General features: G+C 57.2%; 35 protein-coding genes. All 35 read left to right on the top strand.

Annotated elements, in window-relative coordinates; translation table 11 throughout:
* Nucleotides 1-124: 124 nt before the first annotated feature.
* The 35 genes from rpsG to SBC1_RS16045 all read left to right on the top strand — a co-directional run bounded on the left by rpsG (nt 125) and on the right by SBC1_RS16045 (nt 22,438).
* Nucleotides 125-595 (top strand): 30S ribosomal protein S7, encoded by a 471-nt coding sequence (gene rpsG, locus SBC1_RS16215; RefSeq protein WP_031361587.1) that lies wholly within the window; start codon nt 125-127, stop codon nt 593-595.
* 134 nt (nt 596-729) lie between these two features.
* Entirely contained in the window at nt 730-2,832 is a 2,103-nt protein-coding gene (gene fusA / locus SBC1_RS16210) for an elongation factor G (RefSeq protein ID WP_165092718.1), read from the top strand.
* Nucleotides 2,833-2,883: 51 nt separating this feature from the next.
* Nucleotides 2,884-4,074: an elongation factor Tu gene (gene tuf, locus SBC1_RS16205; protein WP_062093238.1), complete on the top strand. Its 1,191-nt coding sequence runs from the start codon at nt 2,884-2,886 to the stop codon at nt 4,072-4,074.
* A gap of 138 nt (nt 4,075-4,212) precedes the next feature.
* A complete protein-coding gene (gene rpsJ, locus SBC1_RS16200; protein WP_031361584.1) occupies nt 4,213-4,524 on the top strand; it encodes a 30S ribosomal protein S10 in 312 nt (103 codons plus the stop codon).
* Nucleotides 4,525-4,721: 197 nt separating this feature from the next.
* Nucleotides 4,722-5,381 carry a 50S ribosomal protein L3 gene (gene rplC / locus SBC1_RS16195; protein WP_062091252.1) on the top strand — a complete coding sequence of 220 codons (660 nt, stop codon included), beginning with the start codon at nt 4,722-4,724 and terminating at the stop codon, nt 5,379-5,381.
* Nucleotides 5,381-6,001 (top strand): 50S ribosomal protein L4, encoded by a 621-nt coding sequence (gene rplD / locus SBC1_RS16190; protein WP_047845336.1) that lies wholly within the window; start codon nt 5,381-5,383, stop codon nt 5,999-6,001. The genes rplC and rplD overlap by 1 nt, the downstream gene beginning before the upstream one ends.
* A complete protein-coding gene (gene rplW, locus SBC1_RS16185; protein ID WP_031361581.1) occupies nt 5,998-6,312 on the top strand; it encodes a 50S ribosomal protein L23 in 315 nt (104 codons plus the stop codon). Before rplD ends, rplW begins: the two co-directional genes overlap by 4 nt.
* 2 nt (nt 6,313-6,314) lie before the next feature.
* A complete protein-coding gene (gene rplB, locus SBC1_RS16180) occupies nt 6,315-7,142 on the top strand; it encodes a 50S ribosomal protein L2 (RefSeq protein WP_089162632.1) in 828 nt (275 codons plus the stop codon).
* Nucleotides 7,143-7,152: 10 nt separating this feature from the next.
* Nucleotides 7,153-7,428: a 30S ribosomal protein S19 gene (rpsS, locus tag SBC1_RS16175; protein ID WP_031361579.1), complete on the top strand. Its 276-nt coding sequence runs from the start codon at nt 7,153-7,155 to the stop codon at nt 7,426-7,428.
* Nucleotides 7,429-7,440: 12 nt separating this feature from the next.
* Nucleotides 7,441-7,770 carry a 50S ribosomal protein L22 gene (gene rplV / locus SBC1_RS16170; protein ID WP_031361578.1) on the top strand — a complete coding sequence of 110 codons (330 nt, stop codon included), beginning with the start codon at nt 7,441-7,443 and terminating at the stop codon, nt 7,768-7,770.
* An 11-nt stretch (nt 7,771-7,781) separates the two neighbouring features.
* Nucleotides 7,782-8,600 carry a 30S ribosomal protein S3 gene (gene rpsC / locus SBC1_RS16165; protein WP_165092717.1) on the top strand — a complete coding sequence of 273 codons (819 nt, stop codon included), beginning with the start codon at nt 7,782-7,784 and terminating at the stop codon, nt 8,598-8,600.
* Between the two features lie 2 nt (nt 8,601-8,602).
* Entirely contained in the window at nt 8,603-9,019 is a 417-nt protein-coding gene (gene rplP, locus SBC1_RS16160; protein ID WP_031361576.1) for a 50S ribosomal protein L16, read from the top strand.
* A 9-nt stretch (nt 9,020-9,028) separates the two neighbouring features.
* Nucleotides 9,029-9,223, top strand: a complete 195-nt coding sequence (gene rpmC / locus SBC1_RS16155; protein WP_047845339.1) for a 50S ribosomal protein L29 — start codon at nt 9,029-9,031, stop codon at nt 9,221-9,223.
* Nucleotides 9,220-9,492 (top strand): 30S ribosomal protein S17, encoded by a 273-nt coding sequence (gene rpsQ, locus SBC1_RS16150; protein WP_031361574.1) that lies wholly within the window; start codon nt 9,220-9,222, stop codon nt 9,490-9,492. Before rpmC ends, rpsQ begins: the two co-directional genes overlap by 4 nt.
* Before the next feature lie 289 nt (nt 9,493-9,781).
* Complete coding sequence (gene rplN / locus SBC1_RS16145; RefSeq protein WP_006052212.1) at nt 9,782-10,150, top strand: 50S ribosomal protein L14; 369 nt, start codon at nt 9,782-9,784, stop codon at nt 10,148-10,150.
* A gap of 9 nt (nt 10,151-10,159) precedes the next feature.
* Nucleotides 10,160-10,468 (top strand): 50S ribosomal protein L24, encoded by a 309-nt coding sequence (rplX, locus tag SBC1_RS16140; protein WP_031361572.1) that lies wholly within the window; start codon nt 10,160-10,162, stop codon nt 10,466-10,468.
* Nucleotides 10,469-10,481: 13 nt separating this feature from the next.
* Complete coding sequence (gene rplE / locus SBC1_RS16135; RefSeq protein WP_031361571.1) at nt 10,482-11,021, top strand: 50S ribosomal protein L5; 540 nt, start codon at nt 10,482-10,484, stop codon at nt 11,019-11,021.
* A gap of 7 nt (nt 11,022-11,028) precedes the next feature.
* A complete protein-coding gene (gene rpsN / locus SBC1_RS16130) occupies nt 11,029-11,334 on the top strand; it encodes a 30S ribosomal protein S14 (protein ID WP_031361570.1) in 306 nt (101 codons plus the stop codon).
* Nucleotides 11,335-11,348: 14 nt separating this feature from the next.
* A complete protein-coding gene (gene rpsH, locus SBC1_RS16125) occupies nt 11,349-11,744 on the top strand; it encodes a 30S ribosomal protein S8 (RefSeq protein ID WP_031361569.1) in 396 nt (131 codons plus the stop codon).
* Between the two features lie 19 nt (nt 11,745-11,763).
* Complete coding sequence (gene rplF / locus SBC1_RS16120; RefSeq protein ID WP_056355422.1) at nt 11,764-12,297, top strand: 50S ribosomal protein L6; 534 nt, start codon at nt 11,764-11,766, stop codon at nt 12,295-12,297.
* A gap of 12 nt (nt 12,298-12,309) precedes the next feature.
* Nucleotides 12,310-12,675, top strand: coding sequence for a 50S ribosomal protein L18 (rplR, locus tag SBC1_RS16115; RefSeq protein ID WP_047845342.1), 366 nt, complete (start codon nt 12,310-12,312; stop codon nt 12,673-12,675).
* A 14-nt stretch (nt 12,676-12,689) separates the two neighbouring features.
* Nucleotides 12,690-13,208 carry a 30S ribosomal protein S5 gene (gene rpsE, locus SBC1_RS16110; RefSeq protein ID WP_031361566.1) on the top strand — a complete coding sequence of 173 codons (519 nt, stop codon included), beginning with the start codon at nt 12,690-12,692 and terminating at the stop codon, nt 13,206-13,208.
* 14 nt (nt 13,209-13,222) lie between these two features.
* A complete protein-coding gene (rpmD, locus tag SBC1_RS16105) occupies nt 13,223-13,405 on the top strand; it encodes a 50S ribosomal protein L30 (RefSeq protein WP_047845343.1) in 183 nt (60 codons plus the stop codon).
* Nucleotides 13,406-13,434: 29 nt separating this feature from the next.
* On the top strand, nt 13,435-13,869 hold the full coding sequence (rplO, locus tag SBC1_RS16100; protein WP_165092716.1) for a 50S ribosomal protein L15: 435 nt from the start codon (nt 13,435-13,437) through the stop codon (nt 13,867-13,869).
* 44 nt (nt 13,870-13,913) lie between these two features.
* Nucleotides 13,914-15,260, top strand: a complete 1,347-nt coding sequence (secY, locus tag SBC1_RS16095) for a preprotein translocase subunit SecY (protein ID WP_089162636.1) — start codon at nt 13,914-13,916, stop codon at nt 15,258-15,260.
* 8 nt (nt 15,261-15,268) lie between these two features.
* On the top strand, nt 15,269-15,487 hold the full coding sequence (infA, locus tag SBC1_RS16090; protein WP_047845346.1) for a translation initiation factor IF-1: 219 nt from the start codon (nt 15,269-15,271) through the stop codon (nt 15,485-15,487).
* 20 nt (nt 15,488-15,507) lie between these two features.
* Complete coding sequence (gene rpmJ / locus SBC1_RS16085) at nt 15,508-15,624, top strand: 50S ribosomal protein L36 (protein ID WP_004199844.1); 117 nt, start codon at nt 15,508-15,510, stop codon at nt 15,622-15,624.
* Between the two features lie 42 nt (nt 15,625-15,666).
* Nucleotides 15,667-16,032: a 30S ribosomal protein S13 gene (gene rpsM, locus SBC1_RS16080; RefSeq protein ID WP_062000484.1), complete on the top strand. Its 366-nt coding sequence runs from the start codon at nt 15,667-15,669 to the stop codon at nt 16,030-16,032.
* A 28-nt stretch (nt 16,033-16,060) separates the two neighbouring features.
* The gene (rpsK, locus tag SBC1_RS16075; RefSeq protein ID WP_006052224.1) at nt 16,061-16,465 is read left to right on the top strand and encodes a 30S ribosomal protein S11; all 405 of its coding nucleotides are present in this window, start codon (nt 16,061-16,063) and stop codon (nt 16,463-16,465) included.
* Nucleotides 16,466-16,623: 158 nt separating this feature from the next.
* Nucleotides 16,624-17,247, top strand: coding sequence for a 30S ribosomal protein S4 (gene rpsD / locus SBC1_RS16070; RefSeq protein WP_031361561.1), 624 nt, complete (start codon nt 16,624-16,626; stop codon nt 17,245-17,247).
* Nucleotides 17,248-17,372: 125 nt separating this feature from the next.
* Nucleotides 17,373-18,350 carry a DNA-directed RNA polymerase subunit alpha gene (gene rpoA / locus SBC1_RS16065; RefSeq protein ID WP_031361560.1) on the top strand — a complete coding sequence of 326 codons (978 nt, stop codon included), beginning with the start codon at nt 17,373-17,375 and terminating at the stop codon, nt 18,348-18,350.
* A 143-nt stretch (nt 18,351-18,493) separates the two neighbouring features.
* Entirely contained in the window at nt 18,494-18,889 is a 396-nt protein-coding gene (gene rplQ, locus SBC1_RS16060) for a 50S ribosomal protein L17 (protein WP_062091258.1), read from the top strand.
* A 179-nt stretch (nt 18,890-19,068) separates the two neighbouring features.
* Nucleotides 19,069-19,401 carry a divalent-cation tolerance protein CutA gene (gene cutA, locus SBC1_RS16055; RefSeq protein ID WP_165092715.1) on the top strand — a complete coding sequence of 111 codons (333 nt, stop codon included), beginning with the start codon at nt 19,069-19,071 and terminating at the stop codon, nt 19,399-19,401.
* Between the two features lie 43 nt (nt 19,402-19,444).
* Complete coding sequence (dsbD, locus tag SBC1_RS16050) at nt 19,445-21,250, top strand: protein-disulfide reductase DsbD (RefSeq protein WP_243830293.1); 1,806 nt, start codon at nt 19,445-19,447, stop codon at nt 21,248-21,250.
* Between the two features lie 333 nt (nt 21,251-21,583).
* A complete protein-coding gene (locus SBC1_RS16045) occupies nt 21,584-22,438 on the top strand; it encodes a GyrI-like domain-containing protein (protein WP_165092713.1) in 855 nt (284 codons plus the stop codon).
* Nucleotides 22,439-22,699: the final 261 nt, after the last annotated feature.

The raw sequence follows: 22,699 nt of genomic DNA, 5'->3' as shown, positions 1-22,699 counted from the left end.
CCGGAAATGCCGGTGCTGTCGAGTAAGTGGTCACCCGGCCAAGCTGGTTAGTCGTTAGATAGATCGGGTTTGTTGGTGACCGCGGGGCTGAAATAGCTCCAACTGAAAAATCAAAGGAAGAAACATGCCGCGTCGTCGCGAAGTCCCCAAACGGGACATTTTGCCGGATCCGAAATTCGGCAACGTAGATGTAGCCAAGTTCATGAACGTGATCATGCTGTCGGGCAAGAAGTCGGTTGCCGAGCGTATCGTTTATGGTGCTTTTGAACAGATCCAGACCAAGGGTGGCAAGGACCCGCTGGAAGTGTTCACGGGTGCGCTCAACAACGTGAAGCCGGTGGTGGAAGTGAAGAGCCGTCGCGTTGGTGGTGCGAACTATCAAGTTCCAGTGGAAGTGCGTCCGTCGCGTCGTATGGCATTGGCGATGCGTTGGTTGCGCGAAGCTGCGAAGAAGCGCAGCGAGAAGTCGATGGCCCTGCGTCTCGCAGGTGAGCTTTCGGAAGCCGCGGAAGGCCGTGGCGGCGCGATGAAGAAGCGCGACGAAGTTCACCGGATGGCAGAAGCCAATAAGGCGTTCTCGCACTTCCGTTTCTAAGGCTGTTTTTAGGCCTCCCGACCTGGGACGAACGGAAAAACCTCCGGGCGGGTGCGCTTACAAAGCGCCTCGCCCGTTTGTGTTAGGGCGCGACTGGCATGTGTCGGTCGCGTCGACCCAAATAAGGATTCAAAGTGGCTCGTAAGACACCTATTGAGCGCTACCGCAATATCGGTATTAGCGCTCACATCGACGCCGGCAAAACGACGACGACCGAGCGCATCCTGTTTTACACGGGCGTGAACCACAAAATCGGTGAAGTTCACGACGGCGCAGCAACGATGGACTGGATGGAGCAGGAGCAGGAGCGCGGCATCACCATCACGTCGGCAGCAACGACGGCCTTCTGGAAAGGCATGGCTGGCGACCGCCCCGAGCACCGCATCAACATCATCGACACCCCGGGACACGTGGACTTCACCATTGAAGTTGAGCGTTCCATGCGTGTTCTCGACGGTGCGTGCATGGTTTACTGCGCTGTGGGCGGTGTTCAGCCCCAGTCGGAAACCGTATGGCGCCAGGCCAACAAGTACAAGGTTCCCCGTCTCGCGTTCATCAACAAGATGGACCGTACCGGCGCGAACTTCTTCAAGGTCTATGACCAGCTCAAGCTGCGTCTGAAGGCGAACCCGGTTCCGGTCGTGGTGCCAATCGGCGCAGAAGACACGTTCACGGGCGTGGTCGACCTGATCAAGATGAAGGCGATCATTTGGGATGAAGCGTCCCAGGGCATCAAGTTCGAGTACCAAGAAATCCCGGCCGCATTGTTGGATACGTGCAATGAATGGCGTGAAAAGATGGTCGAAGCTGCTGCCGAAGCCGACGAGGACATGATGAACAAGTACCTCGAAACGGGCGAACTGTCCGAAGAGGAAATCGTGAAGGGTCTTCGCGACCGCACGATCGCTTGTGAAATCCAGCCAATGTTGTGCGGCACCGCGTTCAAGAACAAGGGCGTGCAACGGATGCTGGACGCCGTGCTCGACTTCTTGCCTTCGCCTATCGACATTCCGCCGGTTCTGGGCGAACTGGAAGATGGCGCTCGCGAAGAGCGTCGTGCTGCTGACGACGAAAAGTTCTCGGCACTCGCGTTCAAGATCATGACCGACCCGTTTGTCGGCCAGCTGATCTTCTTCCGCGTGTATTCGGGTACGACCAAGTCGGGCGACACGCTGCTGAACGCGACCAAGGACAAGAAGGAACGTCTCGGCCGTATTCTGCTCATGCACGCAAACCAGCGCGAAGAAATCAAGGAAGTGCACGCAGGCGACATCGCTGCCGCGGTTGGTTTGAAAGACGTGACCACCGGCGACACGCTGTGTGATCCGGCGCATCCGATCGTTCTGGAACGCATGATTTTCCCGGAACCGGTGATTTCGCAAGCGGTAGAGCCGAAGACCAAGCCTGACCAGGAAAAGATGGGCCTCGCCCTCAATCGTCTGGCTCAGGAAGATCCATCGTTCCGCGTTCAGACCGACGAAGAGTCGGGCCAGACCATCATTTCGGGTATGGGCGAGCTGCATCTGGAAATTTTGGTTGACCGCATGCGTCGTGAATTCGGCGTTGAAGCAACCGTTGGCAAGCCGCAAGTTGCGTATCGCGAAACGATTCGCGGCAAGGCTGAAGACGTTGACGGCAAGTTCGTCAAGCAGTCGGGCGGACGCGGTCAGTATGGCCACGTTGTCATTACGCTTGAGCCGAATGAGCAGGGCAAGGGCTACGAGTTCCTGGACGAGATCAAGGGCGGCGTGATTCCGCGCGAGTACATCCCGGCTGTGGACAAGGGCATTATTGAAACGCTGAAGGCTGGCGTGCTGGCAGGCTTCCCGGTGGTGGACGTCAAGGTTCACCTGACGTTCGGTTCGTACCACGACGTCGACTCGAACGAAAATGCATTCCGGATGGCCGGTTCTATGGCGTTCAAGGATGCAATGCGCAAGGCAAGCCCGGTCATCCTCGAACCGATGATGGCTGTGGAAGTCGAAACGCCGGAAGACTACATGGGCAACGTGATGGGCGACTTGTCGAGCCGTCGCGGTATTGTCCAGGGCATGGAAGACATGATTGGCGGCGGCAAGATTGTGCGCGCTGAAGTTCCGCTGTCGGAAATGTTCGGCTACTCGACGTCGCTGCGTTCGGCGACACAAGGTCGCGCTACGTACACGATGGAGTTCAAGCACTATGCAGAAGCTCCGCGAAACGTGGCAGAAGCGATCATCAACGCGAAATCCAAGTAATTCGGCAAGCGAAAGTCTTTAACCGATCAACATATTTGAAAGAAGGCAATCATGGCAAAAGGTAAATTCGAACGGACCAAGCCGCACGTCAACGTAGGCACGATTGGTCACGTCGACCATGGCAAGACCACGCTGACGGCAGCGATCGCGACGGTGTTGTCGAAGAAGTTTGGTGGCGAAGCGAAGGCGTATGACCAGATCGATGCAGCGCCGGAAGAAAAGGCACGTGGCATTACGATCAACACGGCGCACGTCGAGTACGAAACGGCGGCGCGTCACTACGCGCACGTTGACTGCCCGGGTCACGCCGACTATGTGAAGAACATGATTACGGGTGCAGCGCAGATGGACGGCGCGATCCTGGTGTGTTCGGCTGCAGACGGCCCGATGCCGCAAACGCGTGAGCACATCCTGTTGGCTCGTCAGGTTGGCGTGCCGTACATCATCGTGTTCCTGAACAAGTGCGACATGGTGGACGACGCTGAGTTGCTGGAACTGGTTGAAATGGAAGTGCGTGAGCTTCTGTCGAAGTACGATTTCCCGGGCGACGACACGCCGATCATCAAGGGCTCGGCCAAACTGGCGCTGGAAGGCGACACGGGCGAGCTGGGCGAAGTGGCGATCATGAACCTGGCCGACGCACTGGACACGTACATTCCGACGCCGGAGCGCGCCATCGACGGTTCGTTCCTGATGCCGGTGGAAGACGTGTTCTCGATCTCGGGTCGCGGCACGGTGGTGACGGGTCGTATCGAGCGCGGTGTGGTGAAGGTTGGCGAAGAAATCGAAATCATCGGCATCAAGCCGACGGTGAAGACGACGTGCACGGGCGTGGAAATGTTCCGCAAGCTGCTGGACCAAGGTCAAGCGGGCGACAACGTGGGTATTTTGCTGCGCGGCACGAAGCGTGAAGACGTAGAGCGTGGCCAAGTGCTGGCCAAGCCGGGTTCGATCACGCCGCACACGCACTTCACGGCTGAAGTGTATGTGTTGAGCAAGGACGAAGGCGGCCGTCACACGCCGTTCTTCAACAACTATCGCCCGCAGTTCTACTTCCGTACCACGGACGTAACGGGTTCGATCGAGTTGCCGAAGGACAAGGAAATGGTCATGCCGGGCGACAACGTGTCGATCACGGTGAAGCTGATCGCTCCGATCGCGATGGAAGAAGGTCTGCGCTTCGCTATCCGTGAAGGCGGTCGTACCGTCGGCGCCGGTGTCGTTGCCAAGGTTCTCGAGTAAAATCTTGAGCTTGCTTCAAAAAAGCTGTAATTCGTAGTCGTGCCCGGAGCTGGGCGCACGTACCTTACGCGTGCCTGGCTCCATGCTCTTTTACCAAATCGGCGGTGCAACACCGCCTCGCTCTTTCAAGGAATTGTCATGGCAAACCAGAAAATCCGCATTCGCCTGAAGGCTTTCGACTATCGTCTGATCGATCAATCGGCAGCTGAAATCGTCGATACGGCTAAGCGGACTGGCGCAATTGTACGGGGCCCGGTGCCGCTGCCGACGCGTATTCAACGTTTTGACATTCTGCGTTCGCCGCACGTCAACAAGACGTCGCGCGATCAGCTCGAAATCCGCACCCACCAACGCCTGATGGACATCGTCGATCCGACGGACAAGACCGTCGACGCGTTGATGAAGCTCGACTTGCCGGCTGGTGTCGATGTGGAAATCAAGTTGCAATAAGTTTCACCCGGCGCCGCTCTCGCGAGGAGTGGCGCTAAGTCTTTGATTGCTTGCGAAAAACGAAAAGCCTTGTTATACTCCAAGGCTTTTCGCGCATTTGCGCAAAAAAGTCGGTTGATTCTTATGAGCTTCTCATTCGAGCAACCGGCATTTTGTAAATCAGCCCCGACCAATCGCAGTTGGGAATGGAGAAAACGATGAGCCTTGGACTCGTAGGTCGCAAGGTTGGCATGACCCGTATCTTTACGCCTGAAGGGGATTCGATTCCCGTCACCGTATTGGACGTGTCGGACAACCGAGTGACGCAGATCAAGTCTGTAGAAACGGATGGTTACATCGCCGTTCAAGTTGCATTCGGCACTCGCCGCGCATCGCGCGTGACGAAGCCGCTGGCAGGTCACCTTGCCAAAGCCGGCGTACAAGCTGGTGAAGTTCTCAAAGAATTCCAGATCGATTCCGCTAAGGCTGCCGAGTTGTCGAACGGTACCGTGATCGGTACGGACATCTTCGAAGTAGGCCAGAAAGTCGACGTGCAAGGCGTGTCGATCGGTAAGGGCTACGCCGGTACCATCAAGCGTCACAATTTCGCTTCGGGTCGCGCGTCGCACGGTAACTCGCGTTCGCACAACGTCCCTGGTTCGATCGGTATGGCGCAGGATCCGGGTCGTGTTTTCCCGGGTAAGCGCATGACGGGTCACATGGGCGACGAAACGGTTACGGTGCAAAACCTCGTGATCGCTCGTATCGACACCGACCGTCATCTGTTGCTGGTTCGTGGCGCTGTTCCTGGTGCTAAGGGCGGCAAGGTCTTCGTGACGCCGGCTGTTAAGGCTCGCGCTGTGAAAGGAGCGAAATAATGGAACTTAAGCTCCTGAGCGCCAATGGTCAGGAAGGCACGGGTGTGAACGCATCGGACGTCGTGTTCGGTCGCGATTACAACGAAGCCCTGATCCATCAGGTCGTCACGGCCTATCAAGCCAACGCACGTAGCGGTAATCGCGCGCAGAAGGATCGTGAGCAAGTCAAGCACACGACCAAGAAGCCGTGGCGTCAAAAGGGTACGGGCCGCGCTCGTGCCGGTATGTCGTCGAGCCCGTTGTGGCGCGGCGGTGGCCGTATCTTCCCGAATTCGCCGGAAGAAAACTTTTCGCACAAGGTCAACAAGAAGATGCATCGCGCAGGTCTCTGCTCGATCTTCTCGCAGTTGGCACGTGAAGGCCGTATCTCGGTAGTTGACGAGCTCACGCTCGAAGCGCCGAAGACCAAGCTGTTGGCCGAAAAATTCAAGGCAATGGGTCTGGAGTCTGTCCTGGTCATCACTGACACGGTCGACGAAAACCTGTACCTCGCGTCGCGCAATCTGGCCCACGTGGCCGTTGTCGAGCCGCGTTACGCCGACCCGCTCTCGTTGATCTACTTCAAGAAGATCCTGATTACGAAGGCTGCGGTCGCCCAGATCGAGGAGTTGCTGTCATGAGCGAGATTCGCAAGAACGATCATCGTTTGATGCAGGTCCTGCTCGCGCCGGTGATCTCCGAAAAGGCGACGCTGGTGGCCGACAAGAACGAGCAAGTTGTGTTCGAAGTCGCGCCCGATGCCACGAAGCAGGAAGTGAAGGCTGCTGTCGAGCTGCTGTTCAAGGTAGAAGTCAATTCCGTCAACGTGCTGGTCACGAAGGGTAAAGCCAAGCGCTTTGGCCGCTTCATGGGCAAGCGCAAAGACGTGAAGAAGGCGTATGTCTGCCTGAAGCCCGGCCAGGAAATCAACTTTGAAGCGGAGGCCAAGTAATCATGGCAATCGTAAAAGTTAAGCCGACTTCGCCGGGTCGCCGCGCGATGGTCAAGGTGGTCAACAAGGATCTGTACAAGGGCAAGCCGCACGCAGCGCTGCTCGACGCACAGTCCGTGACCGCCGGCCGGAATAACTCCGGTCGCATCACGACGCGTCACAAAGGTGGCGGTCACAAGCAACACTACCGTATGGTCGATTTCCGTCGCAACAAGGACGGCATTCCGGCAAAGATCGAACGTCTTGAGTACGATCCGAACCGTAGCGCGAACATCGCGCTGGTTCTGTACGCAGACGGCGAGCGCAAGTACATCATCGCTCCGAAGGGTGCGACGGTGGGTCAGTCGTTGATGTCGGGTTCGGAAGCGCCGATCCGCTCGGGTAACACCTTGCCGATCCGCAACATTCCGGTCGGTACGACGATTCACTGCGTCGAGATGCTGCCGGGCAAGGGCGCGCAAATGGCGCGTTCGGCTGGTACATCCGCGATGCTGTTGGCTCGCGAAGGCACGTACGCTCAGGTTCGCCTGCGTTCGGGTGAAATTCGCCGTGTGCACGTTGAGTGCCGCGCGACGATTGGTGAAGTTGGCAACGAAGAGCATAGCCTCCGTCAAATCGGTAAGGCTGGTGCTAACCGCTGGCGCGGTATCCGCCCGACGGTGCGTGGCGTTGCAATGAACCCGGTCGATCACCCGCACGGTGGTGGTGAAGGTAAGACGGCAGCAGGTCGCGATCCAGTCAGCCCGTGGGGAACCCCGGCCAAGGGTTATCGCACCCGCAGCAACAAGCGCACAACGACGATGATCGTTCAGCGCCGTCACAAGCGCTAAGGAGTAAGCAATGGCACGTTCTGTTAAAAAAGGTCCGTTCTGCGACGCTCATTTGCTGAAGAAGGTTGAGGCTGCCGCAGCTGCGCGTGACAAGAAGCCGATCAAGACCTGGTCGCGTCGTTCGACGATCCTCCCGGACTTCATCGGTCTGACGATCGCCGTACATAACGGCCGTCAACACGTCCCGGTTTATGTTTCGGAAAACATGGTCGGCCACAAACTTGGCGAGTTCGCATTGACCCGTACGTTCAAGGGTCATGCAGCCGACAAGAAGGCCAAGAAATAAGGGGCTATCAAGATGGAAGTAAAAGCTATTCATCGCGGTGCCCGCATCTCGGCGCAGAAAACGCGCCTTGTGGCTGACCAGATCCGTGGTTTGCCGGTCGACAAGGCGTTGAACGTTCTTACGTTCTCGCCGAAGAAGGCGGCGGGTATTGTCAAGAAGGTCGTGTTGTCTGCGATCGCGAATGCGGAACACAACGAAGGCGCCGACATCGACGAGCTCAAAGTAACGAGCATCATGGTCGACAAGGCCGCTTCCCTGAAGCGATTCACCGCGCGCGCAAAAGGCCGTGGTAACCGCATCGAGAAGCAATCCTGTCACATCACTGTGACAGTCGGGAATTAAGGAGCCATACGATGGGACAAAAAATTCATCCGACAGGCTTCCGTCTGGCTGTCAGCCGAAATTGGGCGTCGCGTTGGTACGCGAACAACACCAATTTCGCATCGATGCTGCAGGAAGACATCGGCGTTCGTGAATACCTGAAGAAGAAGCTGAAAAACGCTTCGGTGGGTCGGGTTGTCATCGAGCGTCCGGCGAAGAATGCACGTATCACGATTTACAGCTCGCGTCCGGGTGTAGTGATCGGCAAGAAGGGTGAGGATATCGAACTGTTGAAGGCAGAACTGCAACGCCGCATGGGCGTTCCGGTTCACGTCAACATCGAAGAAATCCGCAAGCCGGAAACCGACGCGCAACTGATCGCCGACTCGATCACGCAACAGCTCGAGCGTCGGATCATGTTCCGCCGCGCGATGAAGCGTGCGATGCAAAACGCCATGCGTCTGGGTGCCCAAGGCATCAAGATCATGAGCGCCGGCCGGTTGAACGGTATCGAAATCGCTCGTACGGAGTGGTATCGCGAAGGTCGCGTTCCGCTTCACACGTTGCGTGCCGATATTGACTACGCAACTTCGGAAGCGAAGACGACCTACGGCATCATCGGCGTCAAAGTGTGGGTCTACAAGGGCGACACGCTGGGCCGCAACGATGCACCGGTGGTCGAAGAAGTAGCCGAAGACAAGCGTCCGCGCCGCAACGCACGTCCGGGTGGCGATCGCCGTCCGCGTCGTGATGGTGAGGGTGGTGGTCCGGCAAACGCAGGCGCGCGCCGTGGCGCAGGCGCTCCCCGTCGTGCTGGCGGTGCCGGCGGCGACGGGAAGACTGGAGAATAACGATGCTGCAACCGAAACGCAGAAAGTATCGCAAAGAGCAGAAGGGTCGTAACACCGGCAAGGCGACGCGCGGCAACGCAGTGTCGTTCGGTGAATATGGTCTGAAGGCTATCGGTCGCGGCCGTTTGACCGCGCGCCAAATCGAAGCGGCGCGTCGTGCAATGACGCGTCACATTAAACGTGGCGGCCGTATCTGGATCCGCATTTTCCCGGACAAGCCGATCTCGCAAAAGCCGGCTGAAGTACGGATGGGTAACGGTAAAGGTAACCCTGAGTACTACGTCGCAGAGATTCAACCGGGCAAGATGTTGTATGAAATGGACGGTGTTACTGAAGAGTTGGCACGTGAAGCGTTCCGTCTGGCTGCAGCTAAGCTGCCGCTGAAGACGTACTTCGTTTCACGCCAGCTCGGCGCCTAAGGAGCAATGATGAAGGCTTCCGAACTTCACCAGAAAGACCAGGCCGCTCTCAATCAAGAGCTGACGGACCTGCTGAAGGCGCAATTCGGCCTGCGCATGCAACTCGCGACCCAGCAATTGACCAACAACAGTCAATTGAAGAAGGTTCGTCGCGACATCGCTCGTGTGCGGACCGTCCTGACTGAGAAGGCGAACCAGAAATGAACGATAGCGTAAAAACCTCGCTCAAGCGGACGCTGGTCGGCAAGGTCGTCAGCAACAAGATGGAAAAGACGGTCACCGTGCTGGTCGAGCATCGCGTAAAGCATCCGATCTACGGCAAGTACGTCGTACGGTCGAAGAAGTACCACGCTCACGACGACGCGAACACGTACAACGAAGGCGATCTCGTCGAGATCCAGGAAACCCGTCCGATTTCTAAGACGAAAGCCTGGGTTGTGTCGAAGTTGCTTGAGTCGGCGCGCGTCATCTAAGTAGCAAAAAGCGGTAAAAGAAGTATCGCAGTAACTTTCGCTTGCCAGACCGAAATTATGCGTTATAATTTCGGTCTTCCCTCTTTGTGGGAGCCCCATCGCGGGCGAAGTTGGTGGGGGAAGCCAGCGCAGGCGCCAAGCTTGTGCTGACAGATTCACCGGATTGCGATGGCGGGTTTCGTCTGCCCTCGCTGCCTGTTCTAACCCAAGCAGCCACCAGGCTGACGGGACCAAGACTGACCGGTTAAGCCATGGTGGCGTAACTGGATTAAGTTGGGAAAGATAAACCATGATTCAGACCGAAACTCGGCTTGAAGTTGCCGACAACACAGGTGCACGTGAAGTGATGTGCATCAAGGTGCTCGGCGGCTCGAAGCGTCGTTACGCTAGCATTGGCGACATCATCAAGGTGACCGTCAAGGAAGCAACGCCGCGCGGACGCGTGAAGAAGGGCGAAATCTACAACGCTGTGGTCGTTCGTACGGCCAAGGGCGTGCGCCGCCAGGACGGCTCGCTGATCAAGTTCGACGGTAATGCCGCCGTACTTTTGAATGCCAAGCTCGAGCCTATCGGTACGCGTATTTTCGGACCGGTTACGCGTGAATTGCGTAGTGAACGATTTATGAAGATCGTTTCGCTCGCGCCGGAAGTGCTGTAAGGAGTCGCGATGAACAAGATTCGCAAAGGTGACGAGGTTCTCGTCATCACTGGCAAAGACAAAGGCAAGCGCGGTATCGTGCTGCTCGTTGGGGAAGATCGTGTGACGGTCGAGGGTATCAATCTCGTCAAGAAACATGTGAAGCCTAACCCGATGAAGGGTACGACGGGCGGCGTAGAAGCCAAGACGATGCCCTTGCATATTTCGAACGTCGCATTGGTCGACGCGAATGGCAAGGCGTCGCGTGTGGGCATCAAGGTCGAGAACGACAAGAAGGTACGCTTCTTGAAGTCGACCGGTGCCACGCTTAGCGTCTGACGCGGAGTAATAAATGGCACGTCTGCATGAGTTTTATAAAGAAAAAGTTGTACCCGGCCTCGTTGAGAAGTTCGGCTACAAGTCCGTAATGGAAGTGCCGCGCATCACCAAAATCACCCTGAATATGGGTCTTGGTGAAGCCGTCGCCGACAAGAAGATCATCGAAAACGCCGTTGGCGACCTGACGAAGATTGCTGGCCAAAAGCCGGTTATCACAAAGGCACGCAAGGCTATCGCTGGCTTCAAGATTCGTCAGGGCTACCCGATCGGCGCGATGGTTACGCTGCGCGGCCAAGCCATGTACGAATTTCTCGATCGTTTCGTGACAGTTGCGCTCCCCCGGGTTCGTGACTTCCGCGGTGTATCGGGTCGTGCGTTCGACGGTCGCGGCAACTACAACATCGGTGTGAAAGAGCAGATCATTTTCCCCGAGATCGATTACGACAAGATCGACGCACTTCGTGGGCTGAACATCAGCATCACGACGACCGCGAAGACTGACGATGAAGCAAAGGCACTGCTCGCCAGCTTCAAGTTCCCGTTCAGAAACTGAGGTTACCGTGGCTAAACTGGCACTGATCGAACGTGAAAAGAAGCGTGCTCGCCTGGCTGCAAAGTACGCTCCCAAGCGTACGGCGCTGAAGGCGGTCATTGATGACGCGAGCAAGTCGGACGAAGAGCGTTATGCCGCTCGTCTCGAACTGCAACAACTGCCCCGCAACTCGAACCCCACTCGCAAGCGTAATCGCTGCGCGATCACGGGTCGTCCGCGTGGCACGTTCCGCAAATTCGGATTGGCACGCAGCAAGATTCGCGAAATCGCTTTCCGCGGCGAAATCCCTGGCCTGACCAAGGCGAGCTGGTAATAGGAGATATCTAAATGAGTATGAGTGATCCTATCGCCGATATGCTGACTCGCATCCGCAATGCGCAGATGGTTGAGAAAGTATCGGTGACAATGCCCTCGTCGAAAGTCAAGGTTGCGATTGCGCAGGTTTTGAAGGACGAAGGTTATATCGACGATTTCGCAGTGAAGTCTGAAGGTGCGAAGTCGGAATTGAATATCGCGTTGAAGTACTACGCTGGCCGTCCGGTTATCGAGCGCATTGAACGCGTCTCGAAGCCTGGTCTGCGTGTGTATCGCGGTCGTAACGACATTCCGGTTGTGATGAACGGTCTTGGCGTTGCAATCGTGTCGACGCCCCAGGGTGTGATGACCGACCGCAAGGCGCGCCAGACCGGCGTCGGCGGCGAAGTCCTCTGCTACGTCGCTTAAGCCGAAAAGGAGAAGAAACATGTCTCGAGTAGGTAAAAGCCCGATTACGCTGCCGCAAGGCGCGGAAGTGGCCTTTAGCGGCGAAGTAATCACCGTCAAGGGCCCGCTGGGTACGATTACGCAAGCGGCAAATCCGCTTGTTACGGTAGCAAACGACAACGGCACGCTCAACTTCGCCCCGGCTGATGAAAGCCGTGAAGCGAATGCGATGTCGGGCACGATGCGCGCCCTCGTGGCGAACATGGTGAATGGCGTTACGAAGGGTTTCGAGCGCAAGCTGACGCTGGTTGGCGTTGGTTATCGCGCGCAGGCGCAGGGCGACAAGCTGAATCTGTCGCTGGGTTTCTCGCACCCCGTGGTGCACGCGATGCCGGAAGGCGTCAAAGTTGAAACCCCGACGCAAACCGAAATCGTGATCAAGGGGATCGATAAGCAGAAAGTTGGCCAGGTCGCTGCGGAAGTTCGCGGTTACCGTCCGCCGGAGCCCTACAAGGGCAAGGGCGTGCGCTACTTCGGCGAAGTCGTCATCCTCAAAGAAACGAAGAAGAAGTAAGGGTGCGCAATCATGGATAAGACTCAATCTCGCCTGCGCCGCGCTAAACAGACGCGCGTCAAGATCGCTGAGCTGCAGGTCGCACGTCTGGCTGTGCATCGCACGAACACGCATATCTATGCGCAAGTGTTCTCGCCGTGCGGCACCAAGGTGCTGGCAAGCGCGTCGACGCTCGAAGCTGAAGTGCGTGCCGAACTGGCCGACAAGACCGGTAAGGGCGGCAACGTCAACGCTGCGATCGCTGTCGGTAAGCGTATTGCTGAAAAAGCCAAGGCAGCCGGCGTCGAATCCGTCGCCTTCGACCGTTCAGGTTTCCGTTACCACGGCCGCGTGAAAGCGCTGGCTGATGCGGCACGCGAAGCCGGACTCAAGTTCTAAGGGAAGAATTCGTCATGGCAAAGATGCAAGCGAATGTGAAGGCTGAAGAACGCGACGACGGCCTCCGTGAAAAGATGATCGCAGTCAATCGCGTGACCAAGGTTGTGAAGGGCGGCCGGATTCTCGGTTTTGCCGCACTGACCGTGGTTGGCGATGGCGACGGCCGCATCGGCATGGGCAAGGGCAAAGCGAAGGAAGTTCCAGTTGCTGTTCAAAAGGCAATGGAACAAGCACGCCGCAACATGTTCAAGGTACCGTTGAAGAACGGTACGCTGCAACACGAAGTGCATGGTAAGCATGGCGCATCCGCAGTCCTCCTGGCTCCGGCCAAGGACGGTACGGGTGTGATCGCCGGCGGCCCGATGCGCGCAGTGTTCGACGTGATGGGCGTTCAAAACGTTGTGGCGAAGAGCCACGGTTCGACGAATCCGTACAACCTCGTTCGTGCAACGCTCGACGGTCTGCGCAAGCAGTCCACGCCGGGTGACATCGCGGCGAAGCGCGGCAAGTCCGTCGAAGATATTTTGGGCTAAGCCAGGTGGTCACCATGTCTGATAAAACTGTCAAGGTTCAGCTCGTGAAGAGCCTGATTGGGACCCGTGAAACGCATCGTGCAACGGTGCGTGGTCTGGGCCTGCGCCGACTCAACTCGGTTAGCGAACTGCAGGACACGCCGGCAGTGCGCGGGATGATCAACAAGGTCTCGTACCTTGTCAAAGTCCTCAGCTAAGCGGCTGACCAAGGATCAAGGAGTTGAATATGGATTTGAATAACCTTAAGCCGGCAGAAGGCGCGAAGCATGCAAAGCGTCGCGTTGGCCGCGGTATTGGTTCCGGCCTGGGCAAGACTGCGGGTCGTGGTCACAAGGGTCAGAAATCGCGTTCGGGCGGCTTTCATAAAGTCGGCTTCGAAGGCGGCCAGATGCCTTTACAACGTCGTCTGCCGAAGCGTGGTTTCAGCTCGCTGACGCACGAATTCGTGGGCGAAGTGCGTTTGTCGGATCTCGAGAAGCTGCCGGTCGACGAAGTCGATTTGCTGGCTCTGAAGCAAGCCGGACTGCTCGGCGTGCTCTTTACGAGCGCACGGATCATCAAGACGGGCGAACTGACGCGCAAGATCACGGTTAAGGGCCTCGTCGCTACGAAGGGTGCTCGTGCTGCGATCGAAGCCGCTGGCGGCTCGGTCTCTGAGTAACGAACGCGTGTTGTCGTTGTTAGCGAAAGCATCGGAGAAGGTTCTTGGCTAATAGCCCGAGTCTCGCAAAATCCGGTCGAAGCGCTGCGAAGTTCGGCGATCTGCGTCGGCGTGCAATGTTCTTGCTGCTGGCGCTGATTGTCTACCGTATCGGTGCGCATATTCCGGTGCCGGGTATCGACCCGGATCAGCTGGCGAAGCTTTTCCAGAGCCAGTCAGGCGGCATTCTTGGCATGTTTAACATGTTCTCGGGTGGTGCGCTGTCCAGGTTCACGATCTTCGCGCTTGGGATCATGCCGTACATCTCGGCGTCGATCATCATGCAGCTGCTGTCGATCGTTTCGCCGCAAATGGAAGCGCTGAAGAAAGAAGGGCAGGCGGGGCAGCGGAAGATTACGCAGTACACGCGTTACTTCACCGTTGTTCTGGCTACGTTCCAAGCATTCGGTATTGCGGTGGCGTTGGAAAATCAGGCAGGGCTCGTTATTGATCCTGGCATGGTCTTCCGGCTGACGACAGTCGTGACGCTGGTGACCGGCACGATGTTCCTGATGTGGCTAGGTGAGCAGATCACGGAGCGCGGACTGGGTAACGGTATCTCGATCATCATTTTCGGCGGTATCGCGGCGGGTTTCCCGAACGCGATCGGTGGGCTCTTCGAACTGGTTCGCACCGGCTCCATGAGCATCATCTCGGCGATTATTGTCGTCCTGCTGATTGCGGCGGTCACGTTCGTGGTGGTGTTCATCGAACGCGGTCAGCGCAAGATCCTCGTGAATTACGCCAAGCGTCAGGTCGGAAACAAGATTTATGGCGGTCAGTCTTCGCATTTGCCGCTGAAGTTGAATATGTCGGGTGTGATTCCGCCGATCTTTGCGTCGTCGATCATCCTGTTCCCGGCAACTATCCTGAACTGGTTTAGTTCGGGTACGCGGACCGGCTGGTTTGCGAACACGCTACACAGCGTTGCTGAGGCTCTGAAGCCTGGCCAACCGGTGTATGTGTTGCTGTACGCAATGGCGATCGTTTTCTTCTGTTTCTTCTACACCGCGTTGGTGTTCAACAGCAGAGAGACGGCCGACAACCTGAAGAAAAGCGGTGCCTTCGTTCCCGGGATTCGTCCTGGTGATCAGACGGCTCGGTATATTGATCGGATCCTTACGCGTTTGACGCTGGCCGGTGCGATCTACATCGTGTTCGTTTGTTTGCTTCCGGAATTTCTGGTGCTGCGTTGGAACGTACCGTTTTATTTTGGTGGAACGTCGCTGCTGATCATTGTCGTGGTCACGATGGATTTCATGGCGCAGGTGCAGTCCTACGTTATGTCGCAACAGTATGAATCGCTGCTCAAGAAGGCCAACTTCAAAGGCAGCAACGTCCCTATGCGCTAATAAGGACTATGGCCAAAGACGATGTAATCCAGATGCAGGGTGAGGTGGTAGAAAACCTTCCCAATGCTACTTTCCGGGTTAGGTTGGAAAATGGCCATGTGGTTCTTGGGCACATATCCGGGAAGATGCGGATGCATTACATCCGCATTCTTCCAGGCGACAAGGTAACGGTTGAATTGACGCCTTACGATCTGTCTCGTGCACGGATCGTGTTCCGGGCGAAGTGATTTGAAAAAAGGGTAATATCATGAAAGTGATGGCATCGGTTAAGCGCATTTGCCGCAATTGCAAGATCATCAAGCGCAAGGGCGTTGTGCGCGTGATTTGCAGCTCTGATCCGCGCCACAAACAGCGTCAAGGCTGAACGCCGCGCTTTTTGCTTGCGCTTTTTGTTTGAGGAAAAACAATGGCTCGTATCGCAGGGGTTAACATCCCGAATCACCAGCATACTGAAATCGGCCTCACGGCTATTTTCGGTGTAGGCCGCACGCGCGCACGCAACATTTGCGTCTCGTCTGGTGTGGAGTTTTCGAAGAAGGTCAAAGACCTCACTGACGCAGACCTCGAAAAGCTGCGAGAAGAAGTGGGTAAGTTCATCGTCGAAGGCGACCTGCGTCGTGAAGTGACGATGAACATCAAGCGCCTGATGGATTTGGGCTGCTACCGTGGCGTGCGCCATCGCAAGGGCTTGCCCATGCGTGGTCAGCGCACACGTACGAATGCCCGTACCCGTAAGGGTCCGCGTCGTGCAGCGCAATCGCTGAAGAAGTAAGCGGAATTGATAGTTACAGGAAAACGTAATGGCTAAGGCTTCGAACAACTCCGCGGCGCAACGCGTTCGCAAGAAGGTAAAGAAGAACGTCGCCGAGGGCGTAGTTCACGTTCACGCGTCGTTCAACAACACCATCATCACGATCACCGATCGTCAAGGCAATGCACTTGCCTGGGCAACGTCGGGTGGCCAAGGCTTCAAGGGTTCGCGTAAATCGACTCCCTTTGCTGCTCAGGTTGCAGCTGAATCGGCTGGTCGCGTGGCGATGGAATACGGCGTGAAGAACCTCGAAGTGCGGATCAAGGGCCCCGGTCCTGGCCGTGAATCGGCGGTGCGTGCGCTGCATGGTCTTGGCATCAAGATCACCGCAATCTCCGACGTGACACCGGTTCCGCACAACGGTTGCCGTCCGCCGAAGCGTCGTCGTATCTAAGACGTCGCGTAGCGCCTTGACCTGTTGACGCTCGCGCGTCGACAGGTTGCTTGCGTTATGGAATCAGCGTTAAGAATACTGACTAAGCCCACCGTTCGATCCACCGAGTTCGAACTAGCGCGAACAAGCTTCGCGTGATCAATTATTAAGGATGCAAAGTGGCACGTTATACCGGTCCTAAAGCAAAGCTGTCCCGCCGTGAAGGCACTGATCTTTTCCTGAAGAGCGCACGTCGCTCACTCGCCGACAAGTGCAAGCTCGATAGCAAGCCGGGTCAGCATGGCCGCACGTCTGGCGCTCGTACGTCGGACTACGGCACGCAATTGCGTGAAAAGCAAAAAGTGAAGCGTATTTACGGCGTGCTCGAACGTCAGTTCCGCCGTTACTTCGCTGAAGCCGATCGCCGCAAGGGCCCGACGGGCGAAAACCTGCTGCAATTGCTTGAGTCGCGTCTCGACAACGTCGTGTATCGCATGGGCTTCGGCTCGACGCGCGCTGAAGCACGTCAGCTCGTCGGCCACAAGTCGATCACGGTGAACGGCGTTGTGAACAACATCCCGTCGATGCAAGTTAAGGCAGGTGATGTGGTTGCTGTTCGCGAACAGTCGAAGAAGCAAGTGCGGATTCTGGAAGCGCTGAATCTGGCTGAGCAAGGCGGAATGCCGAGCTGGGTTGCGGTCGATGCCAAGAAGTTCGAAGGCACGTTCAAGTCGATGCCGGAACGCAGCGATATCGCTGGCGACATCAACGAAAGCCTGATCGTCGAATTGTATTCGCGGTAAATCGGATTAACGGCCGGGGTGCCCTGATTGCCGAAGGCAAGGGGCTACCTCGGCTGTCTATTTTCGGGTTGTCACCGGTCAGCCTTATCGGCGTAACGAGCCGAGGGTATTGAAAAGGAAAACCTATGCAAACCAGTTTGTTGAAGCCCAAGATTATTGCAGTTGAATCGCTTGGCGACAGTCACGCGAAGGTGGTCATGGAGCCGTTTGAACGCGGTTATGGTCACACCTTGGGTAATGCGCTTCGGCGTGTGCTGTTGTCGTCGATGATTGGTTATGCACCGACCGAAGTGACGATTGCTGGCGTCGTGCATGAATATTCTACGCTCGACGGCGTGCAAGAAGATGTGGTCAACCTGCTGTTGAATTTGAAGGGCGTCGTTTTCAAGCTGCATAACCGCGACGAAGTCACGGTCACGCTGCGCAAGGAAGGCGAAGGCGTTGTCACGGCCGGCGATATCGAACTCGCTCACGATTGCGAAGTCATCAATCCGGATCACGTGATTGCGCATCTGTCGAAGGGCGGCAAGCTCGACGTTCAGATCAAGATCGAAAAGGGCCGCGGTTATGTACCGGGCAACGTGCGCCGTTATGGCGAAGATTCGGCGAAGATCATTGGCCGTATCGTGCTGGACGCGTCGTTCTCGCCGGTTCTCCGCGTGAGCTACGCCGTTGAAAGCGCTCGCGTCGAGCAGCGTACCGATCTCGACAAGCTTGTGATGAACATTGAAACCAACGGCGTGATTTCGCCCGAGGAAGCAATTCGTCAATCGGCTCGTATCCTGGTCGACCAGTTGTCGGTATTTGCCGCACTGGAAGGCACGGAAGCAGCGGCAGAAGCACCGTCGCGCGCACCGCAGATCGATCCGATCCTGTTGCGTCCGGTGGACGATCTCGAACTGACGGTTCGTTCCGCGAACTGCCTGAAGGCCGAGAACATCTATTACATCGGTGATTTGATTCAGCGCACGGAAAACGAATTGCTCAAGACGCCTAATCTCGGTCGCAAGTCGCTGAACGAGATCAAGGAAGTCCTGGCTTCGCGTGGTCTGACGTTGGGTATGAAGCTCGAAAACTGGCCGCCGGCTGGTCTCGACAAGTAAGTTTCAAGCAGTACGCTTGACTGGCAAAGGTGCGGATTTTCCTTTAGAATCCGCATCTTGCTTTTTCTACGACCGGCCCGTGCGCTCAAAAGAGACGCAATAGAAGAGCTGGATCTAAACTTGGTTAAATTAGGAAATTCAAAATGCGCCATAAACATGGTTTGCGGAAACTGAACCGCACGAGCAGCCACCGTCTGGCTATGCTCCGTAATATGTCGAACTCGCTGATCGAGCACGAAGTCATCAAGACGACGCTGCCGAAAGCTAAAGAACTCCGTAAAGTCGTTGAGCCGCTGATCACGCTCGGCAAGAAGCCGTCGCTGGCAAATCGTCGTCTGGCGTTCAACCGCCTGCGCGATCGTGACTCCGTCGCGAAGCTGTTTGAAGTGCTCGGCCCGCGCTATGAAAAGCGTCCGGGTGGGTATCTGAGCATCCTGAAGTTCGGCTTCCGCCAAGGCGACAATGCGCCGATGGCACTGGTCATGCTGATGGATCGTCCGGAACTCGCTGAAGGCGACGATGTTCAAGAAGCTGAATAAGCTAGCACGCTGTTGATCAAAAAAAGGCCAAGCTCTGCTTGGCCTTTTTCTATTGCGCGTCGGGTTTGCGATGCTGGTAGACACGGCTTGGGTCCCGGGTCATAGGCCGATTGGCTGAATACGGGTTGTCGACGTCCAGTGCTAGGATTGCATGCATACCCACCGCATCGGAGCTTTCCGTGTACACGCCCGTTGTCCTCTTTCTTACAACCTTGCCCGACAGCGAGGCAGCTTCAGCACTCGCGCAGCAAGCCATAGACGCACGGCTCGCCGCTTGTGTGACGGAGCTGGGTACGGTCAAGTCCCGGTATCGGTGGAAAGGTAAGGTAGAGGCTGCCGAGGAGCTTCAGCTCCTGTTCAAGACGAGCCTCGCACGCGGCGATGAACTGGCGCGCTTTATCGAAGCGAATCATCCTTATGAAACACCTGAAATTGTCTCGTGGCAGGCTGATGCATCGGCTGCTTATGGGCAATGGATTACCGCGGAAACTCAACGTCCTCTTAATGTTTAAGCCCTTTGCCTTCTCCGCGCGCCGGCCGCTCGACGCCGTTCTCATGCTGGTGTCGTGCTTCGTACTGCTGCTCTGCTCGATCTCGCCGAGCCACGCCGCCGACGACTTTCTCGACCCTGCGGTCGCGTTCAAATTCAGCGCCTCGGAAAAACCCGGCGAGATCGACGTGCGATATAAGGTCGCAGACGGCTACTACATGTACCGCGAGCGTTTTGCATTTGCTGTGAAGAGCGGCACCGCGACGCTGGGTGAACCGCAATTGCCCGCAGGCAAGGTTCACTTCGATCAGACGTTTAACAAGGACGTGGAAACGTATCGCGGCGAACTCGTGATCCGGATTCCGGTGAAACAGGCATCCGGTCCGTTTGATATCGCCGTCACGTCGCAGGGTTGTGCAGATCAGGGCATCTGTTATCCACCCATGGAGCGCGTTTACCGCGTAAGCGGCGCAGCGCTGCAAGCCGCCAGTGCCAATGGTCAAACTCCATTGGCCAACAGCACTAGTGACGTGCCCTGGTACGAACGGGCGACCAACGCCGATTACGCGCAATCCTTGCTCGAAAGCGGCGGCTTTTTCGCGATCGTCGGCTTGTACTTCGTGGCGGGCGTCGTGCTGAGCTTGCTGCCTTGCTCTTACCCGATGATTCCTATTCTTTCGGCGATCATCATTGGTGAAGGCGCACGCGTGACGCGGTCACGAGGGTTCGGGTTATCGGCGGCGTATGTGCTTGGCATGGCGCTCGTCTACACGGCGCTAGGCGTGCTCGCAGCGATGATCGGGCAGAGTCTTGGCGCGTGGCTCCAGAACCCCTGGGTGCTCGGCACGTTCGGCGTGCTGCTGGCGGTGTTCGCGCTCACGCTGATTGCTGGTGTCGATATCGCCTTGCCCGCTCGCTGGCAAAACAGCGTCAACCAAGCGTCGCAGAAACGATCGGGCGGGAAGGCCGTAGCTGTTGTCGTAATGGGCGCGTTGTCGGCGCTCGTGGTCGGTGCGTGCATGACCGCGCCGCTCTTCGCTGTGCTCGCATTCATCGCACACACGGGCAATGCGCTGCTCGGCGGTGCTGCATTGTTTTCCATGGGCGTCGGGCTTGGTGTGCCGCTGCTGATCATTGGGCTTGGCGCAGGCACGCTGCTGCCGCGCGCAGGGAACTGGATGGACGGCGTGAAGGTCTTCTTTGGCGTCGTGTTGCTGGCGGCGGCATTGTGGATTGTGTGGCCGGTGCTGAGTGCGGTCGCGCAGATGGCCTTGACGGCGTTGTGGCTGCTTATAGCGGCTGCGGCGCTGGGGCTTTTTACATCGGGTGCTGCGGCGGTGTCGATATGGCGCAAGCTGGGTCGGGGATTCGGCGCCGCGCTCGCTATCTGGGGCGCTGCGTTGCTCGTTGGACTCGCCGCGGGTTCCACCGATCCGCTCCGACCACTCGCTGTATTTGCTGCGCGAATGGGTTCCGGAACGGAGGCCAGTGCGCCGCAGCAGTCCGCATCGGGGGAAACCTTCGCGCCGGTGAAATCGTCGGCGGAACTGGATCTGGCGCTCAAGGCCGCCGGCCGTCCGGCCATGCTCGATTTCTACGCTGATTGGTGTGTGTCGTGCAAGGAGATGGAACATCTCACGTTCAGCGATCCGCGGGTACGTGCCCGCCTGGCGCAACTTAACCTGCTGCGCGCTGACGTCACAGCGAATAACCCCGACGATCAGGCGTTGCTCAAGCGGTTCAAGCTGTTCGGGCCACCGGGCATCATCTTCTTCGACGCGCAAGGCAACGAAGTAGTACGGGTCGTCGGGTACGAGTCGGCGGATACATTCTTGAAGAGCCTGGACAAACTCTCCGCGCCTACGACGTGATTTCGACGTAAGTAACTTGACGTGCGTTCGGAACCCAGACGTGCGTCGCGTTCTCCTATATCAGCGATTCGAGGTTGGTACGCCGGACGGCAAACCAGTAGCACCAGGCTATACGGATGGGCGTTTTCTCTCTCGGATCGCTGGTGTAAGGGCAGGTCGCCCTCAAACCGGCGCCGTTTAAACTGAGCGCCACCATCCGAGCGGCCTTTCGGTCTGACTTCATCGCCAACCTTCACTTAAACGTCAATTGCCCCGCGACCAAGTCCGCAGGATTTGGTAAATGGCGTCGTGATACTTTGTCTGTACTCAACGCTCGCTCTCATCGAGACGCTCATGAACGATCTGACCTATCAAGCCCGTTACGAAGCGCGCCTGAGCCGCGTGCTCGACCATATCTACGATCACCTCGATGAGCCTCTGGATATCGACAAGTTGGCTGGAATTGCGTGTTTGTCGCCGTATCACTGGCATCGGATCTATCAGGCGATGTATGGCGAAACAATCGCCACGACCGTCCGCAGGTTGCGGCTGCATCGCGCGGGCGGCTATCTGGCTAACGGGTCGATGCCGATCGCGGAGATTGCCGAGCGTTCAGGGTATAGCAGCTTGCAGTCGTTTTCGCGCACGTTCAGGGCGGCGTTCGGCATGCCGCCAGCGCAGTACCGCAAGCAAGGCACTCACAGCCGGTTTCGGCCGGCGCTATCAGGAGACGATCAAGTGGTGATGCGTGAAGTGGTGATTCGTGAGGTACCGGCGATGAATGTTGTGTCTGTCGACCACGTCGGGTCTTATATGCAGATCGGCAAGGCGTTCGATTCGCTGTTCGGTTGGCTGGCGAGCCGGAATCTGTTGTCGGCCGAGTTCCGGACGATCGGCATCTACTATGACGATCCGGGCGTTGTGGCTGAAGCTGAGTTGCGATCGAAGGCAGGGGTCGTGTTGCCGGGGCATGTCAGCGTTGCCGCGCCGGTCAGCGTGACGCCGTTGCGCGGTGGTCAGTATGCGGTGCTCCGCCATAAAGGACCCTATAGCGATATGCACGCGGCTTATGAGTGGTTATATGGAACGTGGCTCGTGCAGTCGGGCCGCGAAGCCGCCGATGCGCCGGTATTCGAGGAATATCTGAACAATCCCAAGGAAACAGCGCCTGCCGACTTGCTGACGGAGATCTGTCTGCCGCTGGTGTAAGCGTTCACGGCGATGGCCGCTCGACTTGACAACGAGTCGACGCGGCAGCTTGGCTCGCGAGTCGCCGCCTCAAGGTTGGCCGGACTTGCGGCCGCGCGAGTCGGATACTGCTGCGTCGATGAGCCCGCATTGTCATCCGTCACAGGGTACTTGGAGGGGGACCCTGCCGGGCAGACAGAGCCCTAACCACTCGATGCAATCAGGCGGCAAGGCCATCAAGCATCAAGCAACCGCCGCCGCCTCAAACCCCACAACCTGCCG

The organism is Caballeronia sp. SBC1, assembly GCF_011493005.1.
Classification (GTDB): Bacteria; Pseudomonadota; Gammaproteobacteria; order Burkholderiales; family Burkholderiaceae; genus Caballeronia.
This window is presented reverse-complemented; position numbering and strand designations above follow the sequence as displayed.